At 64.1% G+C, this 23,791-nt stretch carries 25 protein-coding genes and 1 pseudogene; 13 read left to right on the top strand and 13 right to left on the bottom strand.

Going from position 1 to position 23,791, the window contains the following annotated elements; all coding sequences use genetic code 11:
• Positions 1-131 precede the first annotated feature (131 nt).
• The 3 genes from lexA (at position 132) to QLQ86_RS09545 (ending at position 2,701) form a co-directional block, all read left to right on the top strand.
• Entirely contained in the window at positions 132-785 is a 654-nt protein-coding gene (lexA, locus tag QLQ86_RS09535) for a transcriptional repressor LexA (RefSeq protein WP_282735297.1), read from the top strand.
• Positions 786-821: 36 nt separating this feature from the next.
• Positions 822-1,868, top strand: a complete 1,047-nt coding sequence (gene dinB, locus QLQ86_RS09540) for a DNA polymerase IV (protein ID WP_282816751.1) — start codon at positions 822-824, stop codon at positions 1,866-1,868.
• Positions 1,869-2,005: 137 nt separating this feature from the next.
• The gene (locus QLQ86_RS09545; RefSeq protein ID WP_282816731.1) at positions 2,006-2,701 is read left to right on the top strand and encodes a hypothetical protein; all 696 of its coding nucleotides are present in this window, start codon (positions 2,006-2,008) and stop codon (positions 2,699-2,701) included.
• Positions 2,702-2,762: 61 nt separating this feature from the next.
• On the opposite strand, the gene QLQ86_RS09550 is transcribed toward QLQ86_RS09545, so the two are convergent.
• Positions 2,763-3,434 carry an energy-coupling factor ABC transporter permease gene (locus QLQ86_RS09550; protein WP_282816732.1) on the bottom strand — a complete coding sequence of 224 codons (672 nt, stop codon included), beginning with the start codon at positions 3,432-3,434 and terminating at the stop codon, positions 2,763-2,765.
• 267 nt (positions 3,435-3,701) lie between these two features.
• Here QLQ86_RS09550 and QLQ86_RS09555 point away from each other — a divergent pair, with 267 nt between their 5' ends.
• Together QLQ86_RS09555 and QLQ86_RS09560 are read left to right on the top strand one after the other, a co-directional pair.
• Complete coding sequence (locus tag QLQ86_RS09555) at positions 3,702-3,884, top strand: type II toxin-antitoxin system HicA family toxin (protein WP_133633765.1); 183 nt, start codon at positions 3,702-3,704, stop codon at positions 3,882-3,884.
• A gap of 17 nt (positions 3,885-3,901) precedes the next feature.
• Positions 3,902-4,306, top strand: coding sequence for a type II toxin-antitoxin system HicB family antitoxin (locus QLQ86_RS09560; RefSeq protein WP_282816733.1), 405 nt, complete (start codon positions 3,902-3,904; stop codon positions 4,304-4,306).
• Positions 4,307-4,382: 76 nt separating this feature from the next.
• Here the strand turns inward: QLQ86_RS09560 and purU are convergent, their stop codons facing one another.
• On the bottom strand, positions 4,383-5,237 hold the full coding sequence (purU, locus tag QLQ86_RS09565; protein ID WP_282735301.1) for a formyltetrahydrofolate deformylase: 855 nt from the start codon (positions 5,235-5,237) through the stop codon (positions 4,383-4,385).
• A gap of 232 nt (positions 5,238-5,469) precedes the next feature.
• On the opposite strand from purU, the gene QLQ86_RS09570 reads away from it, so the two are divergent.
• Both QLQ86_RS09570 and QLQ86_RS09575 read left to right on the top strand, forming a co-directional pair.
• Complete coding sequence (locus tag QLQ86_RS09570) at positions 5,470-5,748, top strand: CopG family ribbon-helix-helix protein (protein WP_282816734.1); 279 nt, start codon at positions 5,470-5,472, stop codon at positions 5,746-5,748.
• The gene (locus tag QLQ86_RS09575) at positions 5,736-6,026 is read left to right on the top strand and encodes a type II toxin-antitoxin system RelE/ParE family toxin (RefSeq protein WP_282816735.1); all 291 of its coding nucleotides are present in this window, start codon (positions 5,736-5,738) and stop codon (positions 6,024-6,026) included. Before QLQ86_RS09570 ends, QLQ86_RS09575 begins: the two co-directional genes overlap by 13 nt.
• Before the next feature lie 62 nt (positions 6,027-6,088).
• Here the strand turns inward: QLQ86_RS09575 and QLQ86_RS20150 are convergent.
• Positions 6,089-6,244: pseudogene (locus QLQ86_RS20150) on the bottom strand (hypothetical protein); the annotation flags it as partial.
• 174 nt (positions 6,245-6,418) lie between these two features.
• Here QLQ86_RS20150 and QLQ86_RS09580 point away from each other — a divergent pair.
• From QLQ86_RS09580 to QLQ86_RS09600, 5 genes are all read left to right on the top strand, one after another.
• A complete protein-coding gene (locus QLQ86_RS09580; RefSeq protein WP_282816736.1) occupies positions 6,419-7,354 on the top strand; it encodes a LysR family transcriptional regulator in 936 nt (311 codons plus the stop codon).
• Between the two features lie 111 nt (positions 7,355-7,465).
• Positions 7,466-8,500 (top strand): TRAP transporter substrate-binding protein DctP, encoded by a 1,035-nt coding sequence (dctP, locus tag QLQ86_RS09585; protein WP_282816737.1) that lies wholly within the window; start codon positions 7,466-7,468, stop codon positions 8,498-8,500.
• A gap of 74 nt (positions 8,501-8,574) precedes the next feature.
• The gene (locus QLQ86_RS09590) at positions 8,575-9,066 is read left to right on the top strand and encodes a TRAP transporter small permease (RefSeq protein WP_282816738.1); all 492 of its coding nucleotides are present in this window, start codon (positions 8,575-8,577) and stop codon (positions 9,064-9,066) included.
• Entirely contained in the window at positions 9,063-10,340 is a 1,278-nt protein-coding gene (locus QLQ86_RS09595) for a TRAP transporter large permease (RefSeq protein WP_282816739.1), read from the top strand. Before QLQ86_RS09590 ends, QLQ86_RS09595 begins: the two co-directional genes overlap by 4 nt.
• Positions 10,341-10,356: 16 nt before the next feature.
• The gene (locus QLQ86_RS09600; protein WP_326521277.1) at positions 10,357-11,103 is read left to right on the top strand and encodes a M15 family metallopeptidase; all 747 of its coding nucleotides are present in this window, start codon (positions 10,357-10,359) and stop codon (positions 11,101-11,103) included.
• A 115-nt stretch (positions 11,104-11,218) separates the two neighbouring features.
• Here QLQ86_RS09600 and QLQ86_RS09605 read toward each other — a convergent pair whose 3' ends face one another.
• The 9 genes from QLQ86_RS09605 to QLQ86_RS09645 form a co-directional block, all read right to left on the bottom strand.
• A complete protein-coding gene (locus tag QLQ86_RS09605; protein WP_282816741.1) occupies positions 11,219-12,382 on the bottom strand; it encodes a Fic family protein in 1,164 nt (387 codons plus the stop codon).
• 207 nt (positions 12,383-12,589) lie between these two features.
• On the bottom strand, positions 12,590-13,858 hold the full coding sequence (locus QLQ86_RS09610) for an amidase (RefSeq protein ID WP_282816742.1): 1,269 nt from the start codon (positions 13,856-13,858) through the stop codon (positions 12,590-12,592).
• Positions 13,859-13,916: 58 nt separating this feature from the next.
• Positions 13,917-15,317, bottom strand: a complete 1,401-nt coding sequence (locus QLQ86_RS09615; protein WP_282816743.1) for an amidase — start codon at positions 15,315-15,317, stop codon at positions 13,917-13,919.
• 16 nt (positions 15,318-15,333) lie between these two features.
• Complete coding sequence (locus tag QLQ86_RS09620) at positions 15,334-15,804, bottom strand: RidA family protein (RefSeq protein ID WP_282735313.1); 471 nt, start codon at positions 15,802-15,804, stop codon at positions 15,334-15,336.
• A complete protein-coding gene (locus tag QLQ86_RS09625) occupies positions 15,788-17,071 on the bottom strand; it encodes a M20 family metallo-hydrolase (RefSeq protein WP_282816744.1) in 1,284 nt (427 codons plus the stop codon). The genes QLQ86_RS09620 and QLQ86_RS09625 overlap by 17 nt, the downstream gene beginning before the upstream one ends.
• A gap of 9 nt (positions 17,072-17,080) precedes the next feature.
• Positions 17,081-18,358, bottom strand: coding sequence for a TRAP transporter large permease (locus tag QLQ86_RS09630; RefSeq protein ID WP_282816745.1), 1,278 nt, complete (start codon positions 18,356-18,358; stop codon positions 17,081-17,083).
• A gap of 38 nt (positions 18,359-18,396) precedes the next feature.
• Positions 18,397-18,918 (bottom strand): TRAP transporter small permease, encoded by a 522-nt coding sequence (locus QLQ86_RS09635; protein ID WP_282816746.1) that lies wholly within the window; start codon positions 18,916-18,918, stop codon positions 18,397-18,399.
• 3 nt (positions 18,919-18,921) lie between these two features.
• Positions 18,922-19,923, bottom strand: coding sequence for a TRAP transporter substrate-binding protein (locus QLQ86_RS09640; protein ID WP_282816747.1), 1,002 nt, complete (start codon positions 19,921-19,923; stop codon positions 18,922-18,924).
• A 107-nt stretch (positions 19,924-20,030) separates the two neighbouring features.
• Positions 20,031-21,023: an asparaginase gene (locus QLQ86_RS09645; RefSeq protein WP_282816748.1), complete on the bottom strand. Its 993-nt coding sequence runs from the start codon at positions 21,021-21,023 to the stop codon at positions 20,031-20,033.
• A gap of 265 nt (positions 21,024-21,288) precedes the next feature.
• On the opposite strand from QLQ86_RS09645, the gene QLQ86_RS09650 reads away from it, so the two are divergent.
• Positions 21,289-22,020: a FadR/GntR family transcriptional regulator gene (locus QLQ86_RS09650; RefSeq protein ID WP_282816749.1), complete on the top strand. Its 732-nt coding sequence runs from the start codon at positions 21,289-21,291 to the stop codon at positions 22,018-22,020.
• Between the two features lie 78 nt (positions 22,021-22,098).
• On the opposite strand, the gene QLQ86_RS09655 is transcribed toward QLQ86_RS09650, so the two are convergent.
• Positions 22,099-23,791 (bottom strand): putative bifunctional diguanylate cyclase/phosphodiesterase (locus QLQ86_RS09655; RefSeq protein ID WP_282816750.1); only part of this gene is annotated, 1,693 nt, incomplete at its 5' end.

The raw sequence follows: 23,791 nt of genomic DNA on the forward strand, positions 1-23,791 counted from the left end.
CACGGCTCCTACAACACCCCACCGCTTGGCTGCTGCCCACTCTTTTACTGGACAGAAAGACATGCTGTATACTTGACCAGACGCGTGGCGAGGCGATCGCCCCCCCCCTGGTAACCGACCCTGGAGGTCCCATGAGTCGCTCACTCACGGCCCGGCAGCAGAACGTGCTCGATTTCATCGTCAAGACCATGAACGAGCTGGGCTACCCGCCGACCCGGGCGGAGATCTCCCGGGCGCTGGGCTTCAAGTCCGCCAACGCCGCCGAGGAGCACCTGCGCGCCCTGGAGCGCAAGGGAGCGATCAAGGTGATCCGCGGCACCTCCCGGGGCATCCGCCTGCCGGCCCAGGAGCCGGAGGCCGCCAACGACGAGGGGCTGGACGAGCCGGCCCAGGGCCTGCCGATCATCGGCGAGGTGGCCGCCGGCAGCCCGATCCTCGCCGCCGAGCACATCGACCGCTACTGCCCGCTGCCCCCGGAATACTTCACCCCACGCGCCGACTACCTGCTGCGAGTGCGAGGCCTCTCCATGAAGGACGCCGGCATCCTCGAGGGCGACCTGCTGGCCGTGCACCGCACCGAACGCATCCGCGACGGCCAGATCGTGGTGGCGCGCCTGGAGGACGAGGTCACCGTCAAGCGCTTCCACCGCCAGGGCCATGTGGTCACCCTGGAGGCCGAGAACCCCGACTTCGCGCCCATCGAGGTGGACCTGCGCCATGACCCGCTGGAGATCGAGGGCATCGGCGTGGGCGTGATCCGTGGCGGCAGCGGCCAGGCCCTCTGATCGGCCCCGGCTGCTCCTCGCCCCATGACCGAGCGCATCCGCAAGATCCTCCACGCCGACTGCGACTGCTTCTTCGCCGCGGTGGAGATGCGTGACAACCCCGCCCTGCGCGACATCCCGCTGGCCATCGGCGGCTCGCGGGAGCAGCGCGGGGTGATCGCCACCTGCAACTATCCCGCCCGCACCTACGGCATCCACTCCGCCATGCCCACCGCCCGGGCCCTGCGCCTCTGCCCCCACCTGACCCTGATGCGCGGCCAGTTCGAGAAATATCGCGAGGTGTCGCGGCAGATCCAGGCGGTGTTCCACGAACTCACCCCCCTGGTGGAGCCGCTGTCGCTGGACGAGGCCTTCCTGGACGTCACCGAGGTCGAGGGCTTTCGCGCCAGCGCCACCTGGATGGCGCGCTGGCTCAAGGAGGAGTGCTATCGACGTACCGGCATCACCGTCTCGGTGGGCGCGGCCCCGTCGAAGTTCCTGGCCAAGATCGCCAGCGACTGGGAGAAGCCCGACGGCCTGACGGTGATCCCGCCCGAGAAGGTCGATGCCTTCGTGCGCGACCTGCCGGTCAAGAAGCTCCACGGCGTGGGGCCAGCCACCGGCGCCAAGCTCGACGCCATGGGCATCCGCACCTGCGCCGAGCTGCGTGAGCTTCCCATCGAGCGCCTGCTGGACGACTTCGGCAAGTTCGGGCGCCGGCTCTACGAGCTCTCCCGCGGCATCGACGAGCGCCCGGTGCGCATCGAGCGCGAGCGCAAGTCGGTAAGCGTGGAGACCACCTTCGACCACGACCTCCCCGACCTCGAAACCGCCAGCGCCGCCCTCGCCCCACTCTGCGACAAGCTGCAGGGCCGCCTGGAGCGCCACGGCCACCCGCCGATGGCCGGGCTCTTCGTCAAGGTCCGCTTCGACGACTTCAGCCTCACCACCCTGGAGAGCCGCGGCCTCAGCCCCGACGCCGAGAGCTACACCCGCCTGCTGGAACAGGCCTGGGCCCGCGCCCGCCGCCCCGTGCGCCTGCTCGGCGTCGGCGTGCGACTGGTGCCCGAGGAGGCACGGCAGCAGCTGACCCTGCCGCTGTAAGCCTCAAGAAAACCATGCTTGTGTAACTTTGCGTAACCAGCTTTATTGCAAGGACGGCATGGCAAGGGTGGATGCTCGGAGGATCGATGCAACGCCGCCGGCCATCACGCTCTCCCTCCAGCTGGTGAGGTGTCGGCATGCAGAGCCTCAAGATGGCACCAATTATCCCCCTCCTGCTGGCCATGTTCACCTCCGCCTGCGCGACGGTAGGGAAGCATGATCCGGATACCTTGAGCACCATCGACTTCGGCCCCGTGGAAACGCTCAGGGTGTGCTTGCTCGTCGACGAGGGGATTACCGAAAGTCGCGCCAGAACATTGTTCAAGAAGGTGGGTGAAGAGCTCTCTGTCTTCGACCTGGAGGTGGAAATCCCCTGGGTGAGGCCATGGAAGCGACCGGCGTTCTTGATGAATGGCATCCTTGAGGATGTCGCGCTTCAGCCCCTGGCACCGCCTTGCGACCGGCTGATGGCGGTGGTAGGACGCAACGTCGGTGACTTTTTCGTCTCGTGGCTGGCACCGGAAATACTGGGTGTCGTCGAAACCAATACGCACACCCGAGGGTACGTGGTCGGACAGTCGGTCTCATTCAACCAATTGCTTCAGAGGCCAACGGATGTGGCCGTTCATGAAGCGTATCACCTGCTGGGGTGTGTTCATGGGCTGAGCCTGGCGGAATGTTACCCCTATATCCTGGAGCTCAAACGGACTGCGCGCGCGAATCGTGAGGAAGGTAATGACTTCTTCCCGGGCATCTCGCTCGACAGGAAACCCATCACGTCACGCATGGAAACCGACGCGATCATCCGGACAGTGGTTGGACGGTCAGGATGACACGGCAGCGCACCCATCAAGGCGTCGAATCGACCAAGCCTGCATGAACCACCGGGAACGCCTATTTCGTATCGATATAGCGATGATCATTGAAGGTGGCGACCCAGCCGGGGTGGTAAACCAGCAGGATGCTCATCAGCATGCCGGTGATGAAGGCCTCGCTGGGCATCAGCAGCGGCAGGAAGCGGGCGTACTCCAGCGCCTGGCGAAGCGCCTCGGCGTCACTGGCGCCGAGTGCCATCAGGCCCACGGCGGCGAGCCCTGTCGCCAGGGTGGCGAGCGCCGAGCCGAAGAAGCCGCAGACGAACAGGAAGACCATCAGGTTGTCGGGCAGGCGCCGGTCGACCAGCCGCCAGACGATGCCCATCACCAGGGCCGGCACCACGCCGGTGACCAGCACGTTCACCCCCAGCAGCGACCACTCGATGCGCCCCAGCAGCACCATGGCGATGTTGATCGCGGTGATCGAGAGCAGCGCCAGCGGCGCCTTGAAGATGAGTGTCAGCAAGGCGGTGAACATCAGGTGGAGTGTCAGCCAGTCCACCGCCTGGGCGCGAAGCTGCCAGAGCAGCATCACCATCACGGTAGCGGCGAGCCAACGGTGCTGCAGGGCATGGTCCTCGAGCAGCGCGACCCAGGGCCGGCGACTCAGCGCCAGGCCGACGACCACCAGCGACACCAGGCCGCAGAGCCACAGCAGCCAGGGGGCGAGAACCGGTTCGGCAATCGTCATGAGGTCACTCCGTCAGGCAAGGACCAGCGGCAGGCAGCTGTGGTGGGACGGTAGTCGGGTAACATCGGATGATCCCGGGTTGCGGCTAAGACTGGGGGCGACAGTGTAGCCAAAACAGGGGCTTCGGGCACGCCCGGGCCTGCGCCGTGGACGTGACGACGAGAGTCATCAATGGAGGCCATCCTGGTTGGCGGCAAGAGGTAGCGGGGTGTACACCATAATACGGCTGGCCGTATAATTTGGGCTACAATGCAGCGGGAGAAAGCGGTGAAAAGCAGCGAACTCATCAAAGAGCTGGAAGCTGCTGGCTGGGTGCTGGATCGAATACGGGGCAGCCACCACGTTTTCAAACATCCCAAGAGGCCCGGTGCCCTTCCTGTCCCACACCCGAAGAAAGACTTGCCGAAAGGCACTGTCCACCAGATTCGCAAACAGGCGGGGCTTTCCTGACCCTGCGGAGGCACACGATGCAATATCCCATCGCTATCGAGTGGGGAGACGAGAACACCGCTACAGGCATCGTTTTCCCCGACATTCCCGGCGCCATCAGTGCCGGGGATACCCCGGAGGAGGCCTACGATAATGCCGTCGAGGCCGCGCATATTGTGCTTCAAGAGAGGGTGGCTCGCGGCGAGCCCGTCCCCAAACCGGGCAGGATCGACGAACACCGCCGGAATCCGGACTTCGAGGGCTGGGGCTGGGGGATGATCGATATCGACCTGACCCCGTACCTGGGAAAAGCCGAGAAGGTCACCGTCACCTTGCCAGGCACGGTGCTCCGGCAGATTGACGAGTACGTGACGCTGCACGGCGTAAAAAGCCGGTCGACGTTCCTGAGCAACGCCGCTCTGGAGAAGCTGCGTCACTTATAGCGAACGAGCGCCCTACCGATAGAGAGATCGCCCGCGCTGACCTGGACACGGGCGATCGGATTGTCACGAGATCACCTCACGCAAAGACCACGGTCTTGTTGCCGTGGATGAGCACGCGATCCTCCAGGTGCCAGCGCAGGCCTCGGGCCAGCACCGCCTTCTCCACGTCCCGCCCGAAGCGCACCAGGTCGCTGGGCGTGTGGCAGTGGCTGACCCGGTGGATGTCCTGCTCGATGATCGGCCCGGCATCGAGCTCCTCGGTGACGTAGTGGCAGGTGGCCCCGATCAGCTTCACGCCGCGCTGGTGCGCCTGGTGGTAGGGCCTGGCGCCGGCAAACGACGGCAGGAAGCTGTGATGGATATTGATCATCCGGCCCTGGAAGCGCTCGCAGAGCGCGGGCGGCATGATCTGCATGTAGCGCGCCAGCACCACGCAGTCGGCGCGGGCGTCGTCCACCAGCCGCTGCACCTCGGCGAAGGCGGCCGGCTTGTCGTCGGCCTTGACCGGCACATGGTGGTAGGTGATGCCGTGCCACTCCACCAGGCCGCGCATGTCCTCGTGGTTGGAGATCACGCAGGCGATATCGCAGTCGAGCTCCCCCGCCGTCCAGCGATAGAGCAGGTCCACCAGGCAGTGAGTCTCCCGCGACACCATCAGCACCACCCGACGCCTTTGGCGGGTGTCGGTGAGCGCCCAGGTCATCTCGAACTCGTCGGCGATCGGCGCAAAGGCCTCGCGCAGCGTCTCCGGCGGCATGCCCACGGAGTCGGCCAGGATCTCGTAGCGCATGAAGAAGCGCCCGGCCTCCAGGTCGGAGTGCTGGCTGGCCTCGGTGATCGAGCCGCCGTGCCCGGCGATGAAGTTGGAGACCCTGGCGACGATGCCCAGGCGGTCGGGACAGGAAACCACCAGGCGGTAGTAGTGTGACATCGGATGATCCCGGATTGCGGCAGTGGCTGGGGGGCGACAGTGTAGCCAAAACAGGGGCTTCGGGCACGTCTGGGACGGCCTCGAAGGCCCACCTGGCCACCTGCCCAGGCCCCTGCCCGGCCTGCCGCCTCGAGCCGTGGCACCAGCCAGTCCACCTTGGGCTGGCCATCGACAGGTCAGCCGACACGACCTATAGTAGTTACAGGTATTACCTTTTGCTACGGAGGTCGGCATGGCAAAACCCACATCCATCAAACTCGAGGACGATCTGAAAAAGCGGGTGCAGCGTCTGGCCGACGCCCGTCATCGCTCGGCACACTGGCTCATGCGTGAGGCCATCGAGCAGTATGTGGAGCAAGAGGAAAGACGAGAGGCGTTCAGGCAGGACACGCTCAACGCTTGGGAGGAATACCAAGCGACTGGCCTGCATGCGACCGCTGACGAAGTGGAGCAGTGGCTGGTCAACTGGGGAAAGGATGATGAGGCGTCGGCCCCAAGATGCCACAAGTGATCTTTTCCCCGGCGGCAGTCCGGGATCTGGAGCGACTGCGTGAGTTCCTACGGCCGAAGCATCCAGCAGCCGCCGAGAGAGCCGCCAAGGCGATCATCCAGGGCCTCCAGGAGCTTGGAAGATTCCCACATATCGGGCGCCCGATTGATGATCTACCCGAGGAATACCGGGATTGGCTGATTGATTTTGGTGATAGCGGTTACATCGCACGGTACCGTCTCGATGGGGACACTGTGGTGATACTGGCCATCCGTCACCAGAGAGAAGCCAGCTTCTAACGGGCAGCAATCATTAGCGTGCCTACTCACCGCTAAAATCTCGCGTGATTCCCAAACGGTCTTTAGTAAGCAGCAAGCGCCTCAGCGAGGTCCACCTCAATGTCCGCCGTCAGGCGCTCGGCCTCGACAAGGGTCTTGGTCTTGACGAGTCGGATACGGTTTGGGCGATTTATCAGGCCCTTCTCCAAGAACGTTAGGAAGGTGCCCTCAGTGGTGTCTTGGTTAGGGTCGTGAAGAGCCTGTCATTATCCTTTGCTTGACATACCTATGTGGCAGGGTATTTAGCCATGGCATGGCTACCAACATGAGATCATCATTTAAAGAATGTATGGTCCGCCCCAGAGACGCACTGCTCTCCTTTTCCATCTCTGTTTCACGAGGCACTGCGGCCAATGCTCAACTCCCGAGCCCTCTCCTACCTGAGCGAAGTGATTCGTCGCGGCTCACTGCGCAAGGCGGCCACCTACCTCGGTGTCGATGTCTCGGCGATCAGCCGGCAGATCCGCCACCTCGAGGAAGAGCTCGACACCCGGCTGCTGGAACGCCATGCCGGTGGCATCAAGGTGACCGAGGCGGGGCGCATGCTGGTCGATCATCACCATAGTCAGCAGGCGGCAGAGGACGCCGTGATCTCCCGCCTGTCGGCGCTGCAAGGCCTGGTCAGCGGCCAGGTCCGGATCGCGGTGGGTGAAGGCTTCATCGCCGACCTGATCTCCGCTCCCCTGCAATCCTTCATGACCACCTACCCGGGGATCGAGCTGGAGGTGGTGATGGCCGGGGTCAACGAGGCCATGGCGCTGGTCAGGGATCGCGAGGTCGAACTCGCCCTCCTCTATGCGCCCCCCGTCGACCCGCAGCTGACCTGCCATGTCGAGACGCGCCAGCCACTGGACCTGATCGTCCCCACCGACCATGAACTGGCCCATTTCCCTCGGCCGGTCGCCTTGCAGGACCTGGTGCGCTGGCCGATCGGCCTGATGGACAACCCCTTCGGCATGCGCCAGATGGTCAATGCCGTGGCCCACCAGGAACGCATCTTCCTGCAGGCGCGCCTGCACACCAACTCGGTGGCCGTGCTGAAGAATTTCGTGCGTTCGGGCATCGGGGTGACCTTCATGCCCGAGTTGACAGTGGCCGAGGAGATCCAGCAAGGGGATATCACCGTCCTCCCCATGGCCTATCCTGTGCTCAGCGATGCCCGGGCCCAGATCGTGAGCCTCACCGGCCGCGAGCTCACGGTGGCCTCGAAGGCCTGTCTGGAACACCTCTGCCGGGGGATGCGCTTCTTCAATGCCGATGCACCGCGCCTGCTCAGCGCCAGGTGTTGACGTAAAAGCAACGCTTAAGGGTTTGATTAGTCAACGCAGCAACGCCTAGTCTGCCCATATACCGGCCGACAGGCCGGCCGTTCCACCAACAACAACGCCCGGAGTCCAAGCATGAATCCCACTCGATCGTTTGCCGTGTCCTCCCTCACCGCCGCCGTCCTGGCCGCGGGCACCCTGGCCAGCCAGGCGCATGCCGCCACGACCGTGGACCTGAGCTACAACGGCGCCCCGGATCCCGACAAGAATGCCGTGCATGTCTTCGCCACCAACCTCAAGGAGTTGGTCGAGCAAAAGACCGACGGCGACATCGAACTCAAGCTCTACCCCAACAGCATGCTGGGGGAGGAACAGGAGCGCATGGAGCAGACGATGAACAGCCCCAGCCTGAACATCGCCTCCTTCGCGGGCATGTCTCCCCTGGTGCCGGAAGTGTTCGTCAGCGCCATTCCCTTCCTCTTCGATGACTTCGAATCGGCACGCACCTTCTTCGACGAAGGCCAGTACTGGCAGGCCGTCGAGGACGCCCTGCGCGAGCGCACCGGCGTGGAGCTGCTGGCCGTGGTCGAGGAAGGCGGCTTTCTGGCCTTCACCAGCGACGAGAAACCCATCTCCTCGCCCAGCGACTTCGAGGGGCTGCGCTTTCGTGCCATGGACCCCAGCCAGGTCGCGCTCTACGAAGCCTTCGGGGCCTCCGGCACGCCGATCCCCTGGACCGAGGTCTACATGGCGCTGAAGACCGGCGTCGCCGATGGCCAGATGAACCCGCCGATGTACATCATCATGGGCAGCCTCTACGAGGTGCAGGACTACCTGACGCTGGCCAACATCCAGTACTCGGACCAGTTCCTGGTCGGCAACGGCGCCATGATCGACGGCTGGGACGACGCGACGCGCGAGGCCGTCATGGAGGCGGTGGAGGAGGCCAACCAGTTGGCCCGCGAGCACAACGAGACCCGTGTCGACGAGCGCATCGCCTACCTCGAGGAGCAGGGCATGGAGGTGATCCGGCCCTCCGAGGACGAGCTGGCAGCGTTCCGCGAGCAGGGCCAGCCGGCCTATCTGGAATGGCTCGGCGAGCAGGACATCGATCCGTCCTTCATCGACATGGCGCTCGAGGATGCCGGGATGACCCACCTGGTTGAGTAAACCTCGCCGTCCCTGAGACGTCCTGTAGTTCGGGCAGGGGCTACCCCCTGCCCCATGACAAATGGCATCCCTCCATGACGTTATCGAACTCCCGCGTACTGGCCATCAGCCGGTCCGTGTCACTGACTGTTGCCGGCAGCCTCCTGCTCATCGATCTGGCGGTGATCCTCTTCGGCGTGTTCATGCGCTACCTCGCGGGCGGGGCACCCATCTGGACAGACGAGCTGGCCCGCTTTCTGATCATCGGCAGCGTGCTGCTCGGGGCCGGTGCCGTCTGGGTGGAGGGCGGCCACATGCGCGTTGCGCTGATCGAGCGCCTGCTTCCGGCGCCGCTGTGCCGCCTCCTTAACCTCTACCAGTGGCTCCTCACCCTGGGCATTGCCGTTGGCGCCGCCATCATCAGTTATCGCTACGCAATGTCCGTCTCGATGTTCACCAGCCAGGGGCTGGGCATCAGCAGGACCCTTCCTATGCTGTCGGTGCCGATCGGCTTCGCGCTGCTGGCCTGGCATGCCCTGTGGCATGGTCCGGCGCCCCTCAAGACGCTCACGGAGGATCCCGCATGACCTTGACCATGCTGGCCGTCTTCCTCGTGCACGTCCTGCTGGGGTTGCCGCTGTTCATCTCGCTGCTGGCCACGGCAGTGGTGGGCTTTCTGTTCGTCGACCCCACGATGATCCCGCGCATGATGCCCCAGCAGTTCTTCGGCGGCATCAATGTCTTCTCGCTGATGGCCATTCCGCTGTTCATCCTGGCCGGCAACCTGATGAACGTGACGCGGCTGACGGATCGCCTCATGGCCTTCGCCAAGCTGCTGGTCGGGCACCTGCGCGGCGGCATGGGCCATGTCAACGTGGTCTCCAGCGTCTTCTTCGCCGGGGTGAATGGCTCCGCGGTGGCCGACACCTCGGCGCTGGGCTCGCTGCTCGTGCCACCCATGCGCAAGGAGGGCTACTCCACCGCCTTTGCCGCGGGCCTGACGGCCGGCAGCTCGCTGATCGGGCCGATCATCCCGCCCAGCATCTTCATGATCCTCTACGCCTCGCTGACCAATACCTCGGTCGGTGACCTGTTTCTTGCCGGCGTGATCCCGGGCTTGCTGCTGGGCCTGGCGTTCATGGCCATGAATGCCTGGTATGCCTGGCACAAGGGACTGGAAAAGCGTGGCGGACTCCCCTCACGCCGGGAGCTGGTCGTCACGGCCCTGGGCGCCCTGCCCGCGCTGGTGGCACCCTTCATCATCGTCTCGGGGATCGTCATGGGCTTCGTCACGCCCACCGAATCCGGGGCACTGACGGCGCTCTATGTGGCGCTGTGCGGCCTGGCGCAGGGCAATCTGCGCCTCGCCGACTTCTGGAAGGCCATGCTCGACACGACGCGCCTGACCTCGGCGATCTTCCTGATCATGGCGGCCTCGGCCACCATCAGCTGGCTGCTCTCCTATGCCCAGGTGCCCAACGAGTTCGTGGCCCTGCTGGCGCCCTACATCGAGCAGCCAGTGGTGATCCTGCTGCTGCTGAGCCTGATCACCTTCGTCACCGGCATGTTCATGGAGGAGGTCTCGGCCCTGATGCTGCTGACGCCGATCTTCTCTCCCGTGGCCATGATGGCGGGCATCGACCCGGTGCACCTGGGCATCATCATCACGTTGAACATCACGATTGCCCTGATCACCCCGCCGATGGGCGCCTGCGTGTTCGTCGCGGCCGCGGTGAGTCGGCTCGAGATCACCTCGCTGTTTCGTACCATCTGGCCGTTCGTGGTGACGGCGATCCTGGTACTGATCCTGCTGATCCTCTTCCCTTCCCTGACCCTCTGGCTACCGACCCAGCTTGGCTGACCCCATGGAGACGCCCGTGAACCGCTCCCTGTCATCGCCCATCGACCGCCACCCCGACCCCGACTGGTCGGTGGTGAGCCGCATCCCCATCACGGGAAGTGACGAGCCCCTGGTGCCGTTGAGCCTGGCACCGTCACCGATCAGGATCTTCCCGGTCTATGCCAAGCAGGACGTTCCCGGGGCGATCAACGAATGCTATGTCCGTGAAGGGGTCTATCGGCGGCTGCTGAAGGTGGCACGCTCCCTGCCCGCGGAACTCGGGCTGGTGGTCCTGGACGGCTGGCGACCCTGGCGCGTGCAGCAGTACCTCTTCGATACGCTGCAGGAGGCCATCCGGTCTCACCATCCCGAACTCAGCGACGAGACGCTGCTGGAGCGAACGCGGGAATTCGTTTCCGTGCCCAGTCGTGAGGCGAGCTCGCCGAGCCCCCATCTCACCGGCGGTGCCGTGGATGTGACCCTGAGCGATGCCGACGGGCTGCCGCTGGACATGGGCACCCTGTTCGACGAGGCCGTGCCGGCCTCCCACACCGTCGCGCTGGAGGAGATTCCTCGCCCGGACGCCCGACAGCGACAGGCCCGCGACAACCGCCGCCGCCTCCATGGCGCGATGCGGGAGCAGGGCTTTACCAACTTGCCAAGCGAATGGTGGCACTACGATGCGGGCGACCAGCTGTGGGCCCATTACAGTGGCCATGCCCAGGCCCTCTATGGGCCGGCGGAACTCGAGACCATTGAAAGTCGCTGGCGGCGACAGCTGTGAGCCAGGGGCCTACTACGACAATTCGCTACCCGCCACACGAAACAGAACTGGCCCTGCCTTACACCGAGAAGACTTACTCCAACGCCTGGATGGGAATCCCTCGGCTCTGGTGGACCTACTGCCCCTCTTCCTGGCGAAGCAGTTCCGGCACCTGGTAGCGCGTGCTTCGCCCTCCTGCAGAGAGCCTTACCAGGCAACCTTTCTCCACAAGCCCGGCCAGGTGGCGCGTGGCCGTTGCCTTACTGACCTTCGTCACTTTCTGATATTGAGAAGCACTGATGCCTTGCTCAAATCCCCTTTCCCCTCCATCAAGCAGCCGGTTAAGCACCTTGATCTGCGCGGGGAGCAGTCCGGCCATCCTGAAGCGCTGCCAGAAACGGGCTTCGACCAGGGTACGACCGACCCTGTCGAGTACGTCCAACAGCGTGGCGTCCAAGGTATCCAGGAACCAGGCGAGCCACGCGGTAAGGTCCGGAGTTCCCCGCTGGCTCGCTTCCAGGCAGCGATAGTAATCGTCCCTTCGCGCCAGGATCGCTGCTGACATGGCATACAAGCGAATACTCTGCTGGTCCGCTTGCGCCAAGGCGCGATCGGCGATTGCCCGGGCGATACGCCCGTTGCCATCCTCGAACGGATGAAGGGTCACAAACCAAAAATGCGCCAAGCCCGCTCGAATGAGAGGATCCAGCGCTGGATCATGACGGCTGGACTCGAACCATTCCAGGAACTGATCGATCTCAACCTCCAAACCCTCTCTGGGTGGCGCTTCGAAATGCACCCTGGGTCGATCAATTCGGCCCGATACAACCTGAATCGGCTCCAATCCACGCCACTGGCCAGGCCGCAGTGCCGTCAGGGAAGATTCAGCATCAGGGAATAGCCATCGATGCCACTGAAGCAGCCTCTCTGCATCCAGCGGTGAGTCAGAATTCAGGATGGCATCCAGCATCAATTCCGCCAGGCCCTCGGACCGCGGCGAGGGTGGGCCGTCCGGTTCCTCAATGCCAAGCCGCCGTGCAAGAGAAGAACGCACAGAGGCGACATTGAGGCGCTCACCTTCAATCGCCGATGAGGTGACGATGTTTTGCAAAAGCGTATCCAGAGCCGTCTTCGCTTCTGCCTCCTGTTCATCACCGAGGCCGAGCGCTCCTGACCGGCCAAGCAAGATGCCCAGATTCCTCCAGCACTTCTGTAGGCGGGGCTGAATCTCTCCCGCCTGCCACGTGAAACGAGGCCAGTCGTGATGCTGCCAGATCCATCTAGGGGCTTGAACCGTCATTTCAAATCGCCAGGACGAAGCCAGAGAGCCGATCACACACCATATTCGGCTCACATTATGATTCGAATAATGCACCCATTCGACTCAGCAGGCAAGTGGCGAGGTCCCCTTGCTACCAGTCACCTGACAGGCCATCAACGCTCGGATCGTGTCATCATCGGCGTCAAACCACCTGGATACCCAAGCGCGTTCCCGCGCGAAGGCTCCCTACCCTGCAGGCGCCACCAGCGTTCGCGCAATCGACAGGAGCCGCTCGTCCTGCCAGCGGTCGGCGATCAATTGCACCCCCACCGGTAGCCCTTCTTGCCCCGTGTTCAGCGGCAGGTTGAGGCACGGCACCCCGAGCAGCGTCCAGGCCCGGCAGTAGATTGGGTCGCCGGTGGCATCCAGCCCTGGCGGGGCAACGCCCGGGGCGCTCGCCGCCAGGATCACGTCGACCTCATCGGCAAACACCCGCGACAGGGCCTGTCGGCACTCGTCGGCCGCCAGCAGGGAGGCCCGATAGTCGGCATAGGAGGTCGCCAGCCCCTCCTCGATCAGCTCGACCAGCCTGGCGCCCATCTCCTCGCCATGCTGCTGAAACTCGCTGGCCAGCGACTGCGCCGCCTCGTAGGCCAGCACCACCTGGTGGTGGGCGACGAGGTCGTCATAGCGGGGATCCAGGGGCAAGGCACTCACCCTGGCACCGGCCTGCTCCAGGTGTCTGGCGGTATTGGACAGGGCCTGCGCGACATCGGGGTCAAGCGGCCTGTCGCCGGGCAGGCTGCGCAGCCCGACCCGGATGCCGCCGAGATCGGGCAGCGCCTCGATGGGATCAGAGCGAGTCAGGGCCGTGAAGGTCGTGCAGATGTCCTCGATGTGGCGGGCAAACCAGCCCAGCGTATCCATCGAGGGCGCGAAGGCCTTGATCCCCGAGAAGGAGACCGTATTGACGGTGGGCTTGAAGCCGAAGACGCCGCAGTAACTCGCCGGACGGATGATGCTGCCGGCCGTCTGAGTGCCCAGGGCAAGCGGCACCATGCCGGCCGCCACAGCGGCGGCCGAACCACTGGAGGAGCCGCCCGGCGTCCGCGAGAGATCCTGGGGATTACGCGTCTTGCCGGGCGTGAAGTAGGCAAACTCGGTGGACACGGTCTTGCCCAGCGGCATGGCCCCCTGACGCTTGAGCAGGGTGACCACGGCGGCATCCACGACGGCCCCCGGCGAGACGAGATAGCCGCCGGTCCCCCAGGTGGTGGGCATCTCGGCGGTGTCGATGATGTCCTTGATGCCCACCGGCACCCCGCGCAAGCGCTGCCCCGTACCCGGAAGGATCGCGGTCGACGTCGCTGGCATGAGGTATTCCCAGGCCTGGACACCCGCCTCACGCGCCGCGATGCGCGCCTGGCAGGCATGCCACCAGGTCAGCTCCTCGCATTCGCCTCGGGCCACCCGGGCCCGGAAGGCGTCGATTGTGTCGTCGACACTGTCGGTCATGCCTGCTCTCCTCTCTGCGCTTTGGGTCACCGGCTGCCGTGGCCCGGTCACGGCGATATCACGGGGCCGGCGGGGCGCCGAGGATGGCCAGGCTGTTACCCAGCTCGGCCTCGATGGCCTGACCGATGGCCAGCAGCCGCGCGTCCTGCCAGGGCCCGGCCAGCACCTGCAACCCCACCGGCATGCCCGCAGCATCCTTGCCCACCGGCAGTGTCAGCCCGCACAGCCCCATGAAGTTGCCCACCACGGTATTACGCAGGGCCTGCATGTTGGCCCTGGCATAGGCCCCGTCCGGCTCGAGGCTCTCCAGGGTCGGCGGCGTCAGCGTCACGGTCGGGGTCAACAGGGCATCGACGCGGGCCAGGCACTCGGCGGCGCTTGCCGACAGCGACTCGAGCACATCACAGCGACGAACGTATTCCCAGCCGGGGATGTCGTCGGCCGCCTTGACCCGGGCCGCCACATTGGGATCCAGGCCGTCGATGGCTTCCGGTAATTGGGTCTTGAGAAAGGCGGCCAGCTCTACCGCTGCCAGCCCGCCCTGCTGGAACAGGGTGAAGACCTCATCGGTACGGGGCAGATCGAGCGTCACGATGCGCGCCCCTGCGGCCTCAAGCTGACGAATGGCGGCCTGAACGGACTCGGCGATGCCCGGACTGCAGTCTTCCCAGAAATAGGCCTCCGGAACCCCGAAGGTCAGGTCGGCAAGTGATGGGCGCGATGGTACGCTGCGGGATCGCGACGTCAGGGCCCCGTCCAGCGCCTCGAAGGCAAAGGCCAGATCGTCGACGCTGCGGGCCAGCAAGCCCGGCGTATCCAGCGTGGCCGACAACGGCACGATCTGCGCCGTGGACCAGCGCCCGACCGTCGTCTTGAGACCTGCCACACCCGTCATCGCGGCAGGCACACGTACCGAGCCTGCCGTGTCCGTTCCCAGCGCCAGACTGGCCGTGCCGTTGACCAGTGACACCCCGGCACCGGCGCTGGACCCGCCGGGTGTCCGATGATGGACCCGGTCCCAGGGATTGCGAGGCGCCCCCCAGTGGGCATTGGTGCCCAGACCGCCGAAGGCGAACTCCACGGTATGGGTCTTGCCCATCACGCTGGGCAACTGCCGAAGGAGCGCCGAGACCATGGGACCGGGCTCCTCCCAGTGTCGCGGCAACCGCCGAGCGGATCCGGCATAGGTCGGCAGCCCCGGTACCGCATAGATATCCTTGATCGACACCGGCACGCCCATCAGCGGCCCCGTGTCACCGCCACTGGCGAGCACGCGATCGGTGGCCCTGGCCGTCTCCAGGGCGACCTCGCCATTCCAGGTCAGGTAGGCATGATCCCGCTGGCCGCGGGTTCTGTTGGCCTCCATAGAGGCCTCGGCCAGGGCGGCGGCGGTGAGCTTGCCGCTGCGAAGCCCGGCGTGCTGGTCGCGCAGCGGGCGCATCAGGGGTGAATCCGTCATGGCGTGACTCCTGGTATCAGTCGCGAATCTCGAAGATCGCTTCCACTTCGACGGCGGCATTTCCGGGCAGCGTGGCGACACCGATCGCCGTGCGGGCATGGCGTCCATTCTCTCCGAACAGGGCAATGAAGAGATCCGAGGCACCGTTGATCACCAGCGGCACGTCGTGGAAGCCGGGCGCCACGTTCACGAACCCGTTCATACGCACACAGCGCACCACACGGCGCATATCGCCTGCTACGGCATCGCTGAGCGAGGCGAGAAGATTGAGCGCACAAGCCTGAGCGGCCAGCTTGCCGGTCGCCAGGTCGAACTCGGTGCCCACCTTACCCGGATAGAGGACCTCGCCATCTCGTTCACAGATCTGGCCCGCCAGGAACAGCTGGCTGCCCAGCCGTGACCAGGGCAGGAAGGCGCCGCGGGGTCGCGGGATGGCGGGGAGGGTGAGACCCTGAGCGGCGACGGCCGCGTCAATGGTCTGAGTCATGGGCGTTATTCCTTGTTATCAGTAGTGTCTCGGCAGCGTGTGCCAGGGCACGCGCCGCGATGTCGGCATCCTGACGCTCGATATGCTCGTCGGGGTGATGGCTGATGCCCGCTCGGCAGGGCGTGAAGAGCATGGCCGTCGGGCAGACATGCGCCAGATGGATGGCATCATGGAAGGCACCCGAAACCAGTTCCGGCGCCTCTGCACAGACACTGTCGGCGCTCTCGCGGAGCACGGCCAGCAGAGGCTCGGGAAATGCCACCGGCGCCACCCGGGAGGTCACCTCGAGGGTGACATCACAGCCACTCCACTGCCGTTCGGCCAGGGCATGGAAGTGGCGGTCGAGTGCCTCCAGCACCCGTGCATCGGGATGACGCAGATCGATGGTGAAGGTGGCCCGTTGGGCAATGGTGTTGACGGCATCGGGCCACAGAGAGAACCTGCCGATGGTGAAGCGCAGGTCATCGTCCTGCTCCCGTGTCGCCGCCTTCAGCGCTGTCACCAGCTCATGGGCACCATCGAAGGCGTCCCGGCGGGCCTGTCGCGGCGTCGTGCCGGCATGGTTGGCCACGCCTTCGACCTGGATGCGATACCAGTTGACCCCCTGAATCCCGCTGACGACCCCCACCGGTTTCCCCTGCTGTTCCAGCACCGGCCCTTGCTCGATGTGAAGCTCGAGAAAGGCGTACGGTACAAAGGGCGCGGGACGGTACTCGAGCCCCTTGTCCTCAAGCAGGGTCAGGCACTCCTGGAGGGCATCACCGAAGCGCACGCCGTCGCCGTCCAGGGCGGCCACGATATCGTCATACTCCCGCTGCCCGGCGAACCAGGAAGATCCCGAGGCACCTGGTGCGAAGCGCGCGCCTTCCTCGTTCGTCCAGGAGACGATCTCGAGCGAGCGATGGTGCTCAATGCCCTGCTCCTGCAAGGTCCTGAGCACGGCCAGACCGGCCAGAACGCCCAGGGCCCCATCATGCGCACCGGCCTGGGGCTGACTGTCCATGTGGCTACCGATCAACAGCGGGGCCAGGGAGGCATCCTGCCCCTCGCGACGCAGGAAGAGATTGCCCAGGGCATCGAAATAGACCCGGCAGCCGAGCGACCGGCCCTGCTCGGCGAGCCACAGGCGAGCCTGATTGTCCTGGGTGTCGAGGGCCAGCCGTCGAATCCCCTTGGGCTCGAGGCCCCCGATGGTCGCCAGCGCCTGGATATCGTCCCAGAGGCGTTGCCCATCCAGCGCTTCATGAAGATGCGCTATCTCTGTCATGACGCCTCCTCAGCGGTAGATCAAGTCAGGCAGGTAGGTACTGAACCAGGGCACGTAGGTAATGATCACCAGGGACAGCAGCATCAGGCCGATCAACGGCAGGCAGGCCTTGAACACTTCGGGCAATGTCATCTTGGAGATGGCCATGGCCACGAAGAGGTTGAGGCCCACGGGCGGGGTAATCATGCCGACCGAGAAGTTGATCAGCGTGATGACGCCGAAATGGGTCGCGTCCACGCCGACCTGCGCGGCAATGGGCTGCAGCAGCGGCGACAGCACGATGATCGCCGAGGCACTGTCGAGGAAGAAGCCGGCAATGAGCATGACCACATTGAACAGCGCCATGACCTGGATGGGGTCTTCAGTCCATGAGAGCACCTCCCCTGCCAGCTGAGTCGGTGCCCCGGTAATCGCCAGCAACCAGGAGAAGGCCGATGCCCCCGCGGTGATCAGCAACAGGGACGCCGACATCAGCCCCGCGCTGTTCAGCGTCGACAGCAGGTTCTTGAAGTCGATCTTGCGATAGACCACCATCCCGACGAACAGGCCGTACATGCAGGCCACGGCGGCGGACTCCGTAGGGGTGAAAACACCGCTGTAGATCCCGCCGAGCAGGATGACCGGCAAGCCCAACCCCCAGGCCGCCGCCTTGAATGCCGAACCGATCTCGCGCAGCGACGGGAACGTGCTGCGGCCATAGCCCTTGAAGGACGCGTAGACGATGCAATAGGCGATGAGGATCGAGGCAATCAGGATCGCGGGCAGCAGTCCGGCGGCGAAGAGGCGCCCCACCGAGGTGCCGGTGACCGAACCGTAGATGATCAGTGCGATGCTGGGGGGCACGATGGGCCCCAGGGTCCCCGCCGTGGCGATCACTCCGATGGCAAAGCGCTTGTCATAACCGGCCGCCACCAGGGCGGGAAACATGATACTGCCGATGGCGACCACCGTGGCCGGACTCGACCCCGAGATGGAACCGAAGAACAGACAGGACAGCACCGTCGCCGCCGCCAGCCCACCGGGCACCCAGCCGACGAGCGCCTTGGCCAGATCGATCAGGCGGTCTGACAGGCCGCCAATGCGCATCAGTTCGGCGGCCAGGATGAAGAAGGGAATCGCCATCAGCGAAAAGTTGTTCATGCCCGAGAACATGCGCATCGGCACGATGACCGGGTCGGTATTACCAAAGAACTGGATGGCGAGTATCACGGCAAAGGCCAGCGCCGCGAAGATCGGCAGCCCCAACAGCAATACCGCAAAGAAGATGGGCAACAAGGCCGTAATCATGAGGTTTCCTCAGGTAGTCGCGATGGGCAGGACGACCGTCACACCAGCTTGTCTTTCTCGGCAGCCAGCTCTTCGGCCATCGAGACAGGCGGCTTTTGCCACACTTCCCGGATCACCCAGCAATAGCGGATGATCAGCAATAGCCCTGAAAGGCCAATGGGAAAGTACACCCAGGCCATGGGCATGCGCATCGCAGGGGACAGCATCCCGCGCTCGAGGGTACTGAAGAACAGCCTGAACCCCAGATAGGCCAGGGCAATGGCGAACGCGATGCCCAGGACGGCCGTGAGGATGTGAAGCCAGCGATTCACCGCAGGGGGTGCGAAGGCATTCAGCACGTCCACCGAGATATGGACCCCATGGCGAACCCCCATGCTGGCCCCGACGAAGCTCATGCAGACAATGGAGTAGATCACGACCTCTTCCGCCCAGGAGAGCGAGCTATTGAAGCCGTAGCGATAGACGACCTGGAAGGTGGTAATGATGGTCGCAATCGACATGAAAGCGACCATCGCCACCTTTTCCAAGCGATCAATGAGCTTATTGAGCGCTTCGAACATGGATCAGTACTCGATGCCCACGGCGTCGTAGACCTTGTGCAGAAGCTCTGTCGTCACGATATCCTCGTACTCTTCATGCACCGGCATGCTCGCCTCGATGAAGTCTTCACGAGCGTCGTCCGTGATCTCATTGATCGCAATCTCGCCTTCGATCTCCTGAAGGATTCGTTCCTCATCCTGAAGGGTGAGCTCGCGCGACGCCTGGCGACCGTTATCGAACGCCTCGATCATCACTTCCTGCAGATCCTCGGGCAGCGAGTTCCAGGAGTCGCTGTTGATGACTGCCGCATAGGCGTGATAGGCATGATTGGTGAGCGACAGGTAATCCTGCACTTCGTAGAAGCGCATGGTGTAGATGTTGGCCAGCGGGTTTTCCTGACCCTCGACGACCCCTTGCTGCAGGCCGTTGTACACCTCGGTGAAGGCCATCGCCGTCGCGTTGGCGCCGAGATTTTCATAGGTCGAGATGATGATTGGCGCCTGCATGGTCCGCATGCGAACCTCGGCAAGGTCCTCCGGGGTTTCGATCGGACGGACATTGTTGGTGATGTGGCGGAAACCGGCCCCCCAGAAGTTCACGCCATACATGTTGTCGTCATCGAGGGTATCGAGGATCTCACGCCCAACGTCACCGTCGAGCACCTCGACCATGGTGTCGTAATCCGGCAACAGGAACGGCAGATCGAGGATCTGCATGCGCGGTTCGAAATTCCCCAGGGTGGCCGTCGGCGGAATACCGATATCGACCAGCCCCATCTGGATCTGCTCGATGATCTCGACATCCCCGCCCACCTGTGCGGCGGGGAGCACCTCGATGCTGATCCGTCCGTCCGACTTTTCCTCGACTTCTTCCTTGAAGCGCAGCGCCGCCTGTCCGTTCGGGGTTTCCTCGATCAGCACGTGGGCGAAGGTGAAGTTGAAATCCGCCGCCTGCGCCTGGCTGATCCCGAAAGATACTGCCGCGATTGCGGCCGCTAGTGATACCTTGGTCAACTTGTTATTCATTGTTTGCACCTATCTATGTTGGTCTATGTTGGTGGGCTGTGGTGGTGGGGCCAAGCGCTGGCTTGGCGTCAAGTACCTGCCGAATCAACACCTCCGACTCAGCAGGATCAGGACATCGTTTGTTCAAAGCGAGCGGCAATGCCCTCCGTGCCTTCGGTGGAAAGCAGGACAGCCAGGGTCAGGCGAGCCTTGCGCGCACTCAAGTCGCGAACGGCAATGGCCCCGTGTGCCTGGAGACTGGCCAGACTCCCTGGGAACTCATAGCGAGTGTTGACCGGCCCTTCATGGCAGCCGGATACCACGACGACCGGTATACCCCCACGCGTTACCTCGCCGATGGTCTCCAACCACGTCGGCGGCACATGCCCGCGGCCAAGGCCCTCCACCACCAGCGCTTGTGCGCCGCTGGCCACTGCGGCCTCGATCAGTCGCGGGCTGGCATCCAGGTAGCTCGAGAGGATGTCGATACGGGGCAGGCGATCGCCGAGTGGGAGCGGGGCTGCTCGGCGTGGCAGCTGAGCCACGTGGACCCGCTGGCCATCCACATACCCCAGCGCGCCGACACCCGGTGCCCCGAAACCGTTCACGTGATAACTGTTGAGCTTGCGGACGCTGCGTGCGGCGAAAATCGACTCGTTGAAGACGACCGTCACGCCGATGCCTCTTGCTCGGGGGGCTGCGGCAACGGTGATGGCATTGGCAAGATTGCGAAAGGCATCGGTGCCCTCCTCGTGCGGGGCACGTTGCGAGCCGGTCATGACCAGGGCGCAGGCCTCGAGCGAGAGCGTGATGTCGAGGAAATGGGCGGTCTCTTCCAGCGTATCGGTGCCATGCGTGATAACGATACCGATCACATCGGGATCCTGTTCCAGTGCCTGACACTGGCGAGCCATCTCCATCAGGTCGTCCAGGCTGATGGCATTGCTTGGCTTCTGGAGTATCGATCGAACCTCGACCTCAAGGTCGGGCGTCTGCGGCACGGCCACACGCTCCAGCAGCGACTCGCCTGACATGGCCCCGGACACGTTGCGTCCGGTCCCGCCGGGTTTGCTGGCAATCGTGCCACCTGTAGTGAGCACGATGACGCGCTGTCTGGTCATGGCATGGCACCGAATCTGATTTTCTCGCGCCCTGATGGGCTTCACATGCAGGTCATCTCGACGACCGTCTCGTCCCTGAGCCGGACCACTGATGAGACATCTGATGTCTGATGACTTGGGTCATGCTAGACTCAGCTCATGCCGAGATGCAAGCGCCGTTTGTCACGCTCCACATTGCGTAGAGTGATGTCTCGCCACAAACGACCGGGCTCAGCACGCCAGCGACCCATGCTCTCGTAGGCCAACGACAGCAAGAGAACTTTTGATGAACACCTTGTCCAACCCGGCCATTTCGCCGGAGCCGTCGGAACGCTTCGGCGGCTCCATCGAACGCAGCTCGATTGCCTTTCAGATACTGGAGCGGATCAAGTCCGCGCTGATTCGCGGTGACCTCAAGCCAGGCGACTACCTGCCTTCCGAGACCGAACTGACCCAGAGTCTGGGCATCGGCAAATCGAGCGTTCGCGAAGCCATCAAGATGCTCCAGGCGATCGGTATCGTGGAGGTCCGGCGAGGCCATGGCACCATCATCCGGCGCGAGCCGGGGGATCCCCTGGTCGACCCCATGGCCTTCGGCATGATCCTGGCGCGCGGCATGACGCGCGACGTGCTCGAGTTCCGGGCGATGTTCGAGCCCGCCTACACCCTCCAGGCAATGGCCAACGCCACCGATGAAGACCATCAGCGCATTCGGCAGGCCATTGACGACATGGCCACGGCGATTGCCAACGGCGAGCAGACATCACGCCACGATGTCAGCTTCCATCGTGCCATCCTGCATGCCACCCACAATCCCATGACGATCCGGGTCGGCCGGACGCTACTGGAGTTGATAGAGGCGGCCCTCGAGACCTCGATGCAGACACTGCCGGAAACCGCCCTCAATGATCACAAGGCGATCTATGCCGCCTTCCAGGCGGGTGATGCCGAGGGGGTAAGACGCGCCATCGAGGAAAGCGCGAAAAGCTGGGAGACCAACCTGACGTATCGGGAGTGAGTCCGACGGGTAAGCTGGTCGAGTTGATGCTGACGCGCTGAACCTGCCTACTCCCGAGCATTCCCGCTGCCGGCAACGCTACTCACCCAGGGAGACCGAGCGGCTCTCTTCGAGGAATTCGATGAGGCGCTCCAGTGGCATGGGACGCGCAAGGTGGAAGCCCTGGAAGAGATCGCAGCCATGCGCCATCAGCAGGCGGTGCTGTTCCTCATGCTCGATGCCTTCGGCGACCACCATAAGCCCGAGGTGGTGCGCCATGGAGATGATGCCCTGGATGATGGCGGCATCCTCGGCATTACGCGTCACTTCACTGACGAAGCTGCGGTCGATCTTCACCGTGTCGATGGGCAGGTTCTTGAGGTAGCTGAGGCTGGAAAAGCCAGTCCCGAAATCGTCGATGGCGACGCCCACGCCCATCTCCCTGAGGGCATGCAGGGTGTCGATGGCACTTTCGGTATCGTTCATCAACACGCCTTCGGTCAGCTCCAGGGACAGTTTTGGCGCCGGTAAGCCGGTGACGGCCAGGGTCTGGCGCAGGTTGCCGAGAAAGCTCGAGCGATGGAACTGCAGCGGCGAGAGATTGACGGCGACATTCAGGAGGCCCTGCCCTGCCCCGTCGAGCATTCGCAGGTCATGGCAGGCCCGGCGGAGTACCCACTCGCTGATCGGGATGATCTGGCCGGTCTCCTCGGCCAGGGGAATGAACTGTGCCGGAGAGACATAACCGCGCAGGGGGTTTGGCCAGCGCAACAGCGCCTCCACGCCCACGACCCGACCCTGCCGGTCGATCAAGGGCTGATAGTGCAGCTCGAAGGCCTGCACATCAATCGCCTCCTGGAGCTCATTGCGCAGCGCGACGCGATCACCCAGCCGATGGGTGATCTCGGGCGTGAACCAATAGTAGGCATTGCGGCCTTGCTGCTTGGCCCGGTACATGGCCATGTCCGCCTGCTGGATGAGCTCGTTGGGCTGGGACACCTCCGCACTGCTGACGGCGATGCCGATGCTGCAAGACAGCGAAAGTTCATGCTCGCCGACCCGATAGGGCCGGGCAATGAGCGCCAGCAGCCGCTCCGCCACCTGCAACGCCTGCTCCTCGTTGTGCAGGTCCGGCAGCAGCACCACGAACTCGTCGCCGCCCAGGCGCGCCAGGGTGTCGCCCGCGCGCATCGCCGCGGACAGGCGCTGTGAGACCCCCAGCAGCAGCTGGTCCCCGATGGCGTGGCCCAGGCTGTCATTGATGGGCTTGAACTCGTCGAGGTCGACGAAGAGGACCGCCAGCAGATGCCCCTGACGCCTGGCCAGCTCGAAATCATGGACCAGCCGATCCTCGAGCAACGCGCGGTTTGCCAAGCCGGTCAAGGCATCATGGCTGGCGTGGTGGGCCAGGCGGGCCTCATAGGCCTTGTGTTCGGAGATGTCATGCTGGATGCCCACATAGTGGGTGACCTGCCCCTCCTCATCGCGCACCGGGGCAATGTAGAGATCGTTCCAGAAGGGGGTGCCGTCCTTGCGATAGTTGCACAGGGTGACGTGCACCTCGCACTGGCGAGCCAGCTGCTGGCGAACCTGCTCAACCGCCGCCGTATCGGTCTCGGCGCCCTGCAGGAAGCGACAATTGCGACCGATGATCTCTTCGCGTGTGTAGCCGGTCATGCGCTGGAAGGCGTCGTTGGCATAGATGATCGGCAGATCGGGCTCGCCTGCGTCAGCGATCAGCACCCCGTTGACGCTGGCTTCCACGCCGCGCTCGAGGATCCGCAGCCGGGTC

It is taken from the genome of Halomonas rhizosphaerae, from assembly GCF_030012485.1.
Classification (GTDB): Bacteria; Pseudomonadota; Gammaproteobacteria; order Pseudomonadales; family Halomonadaceae; genus Halomonas; species Halomonas rhizosphaerae.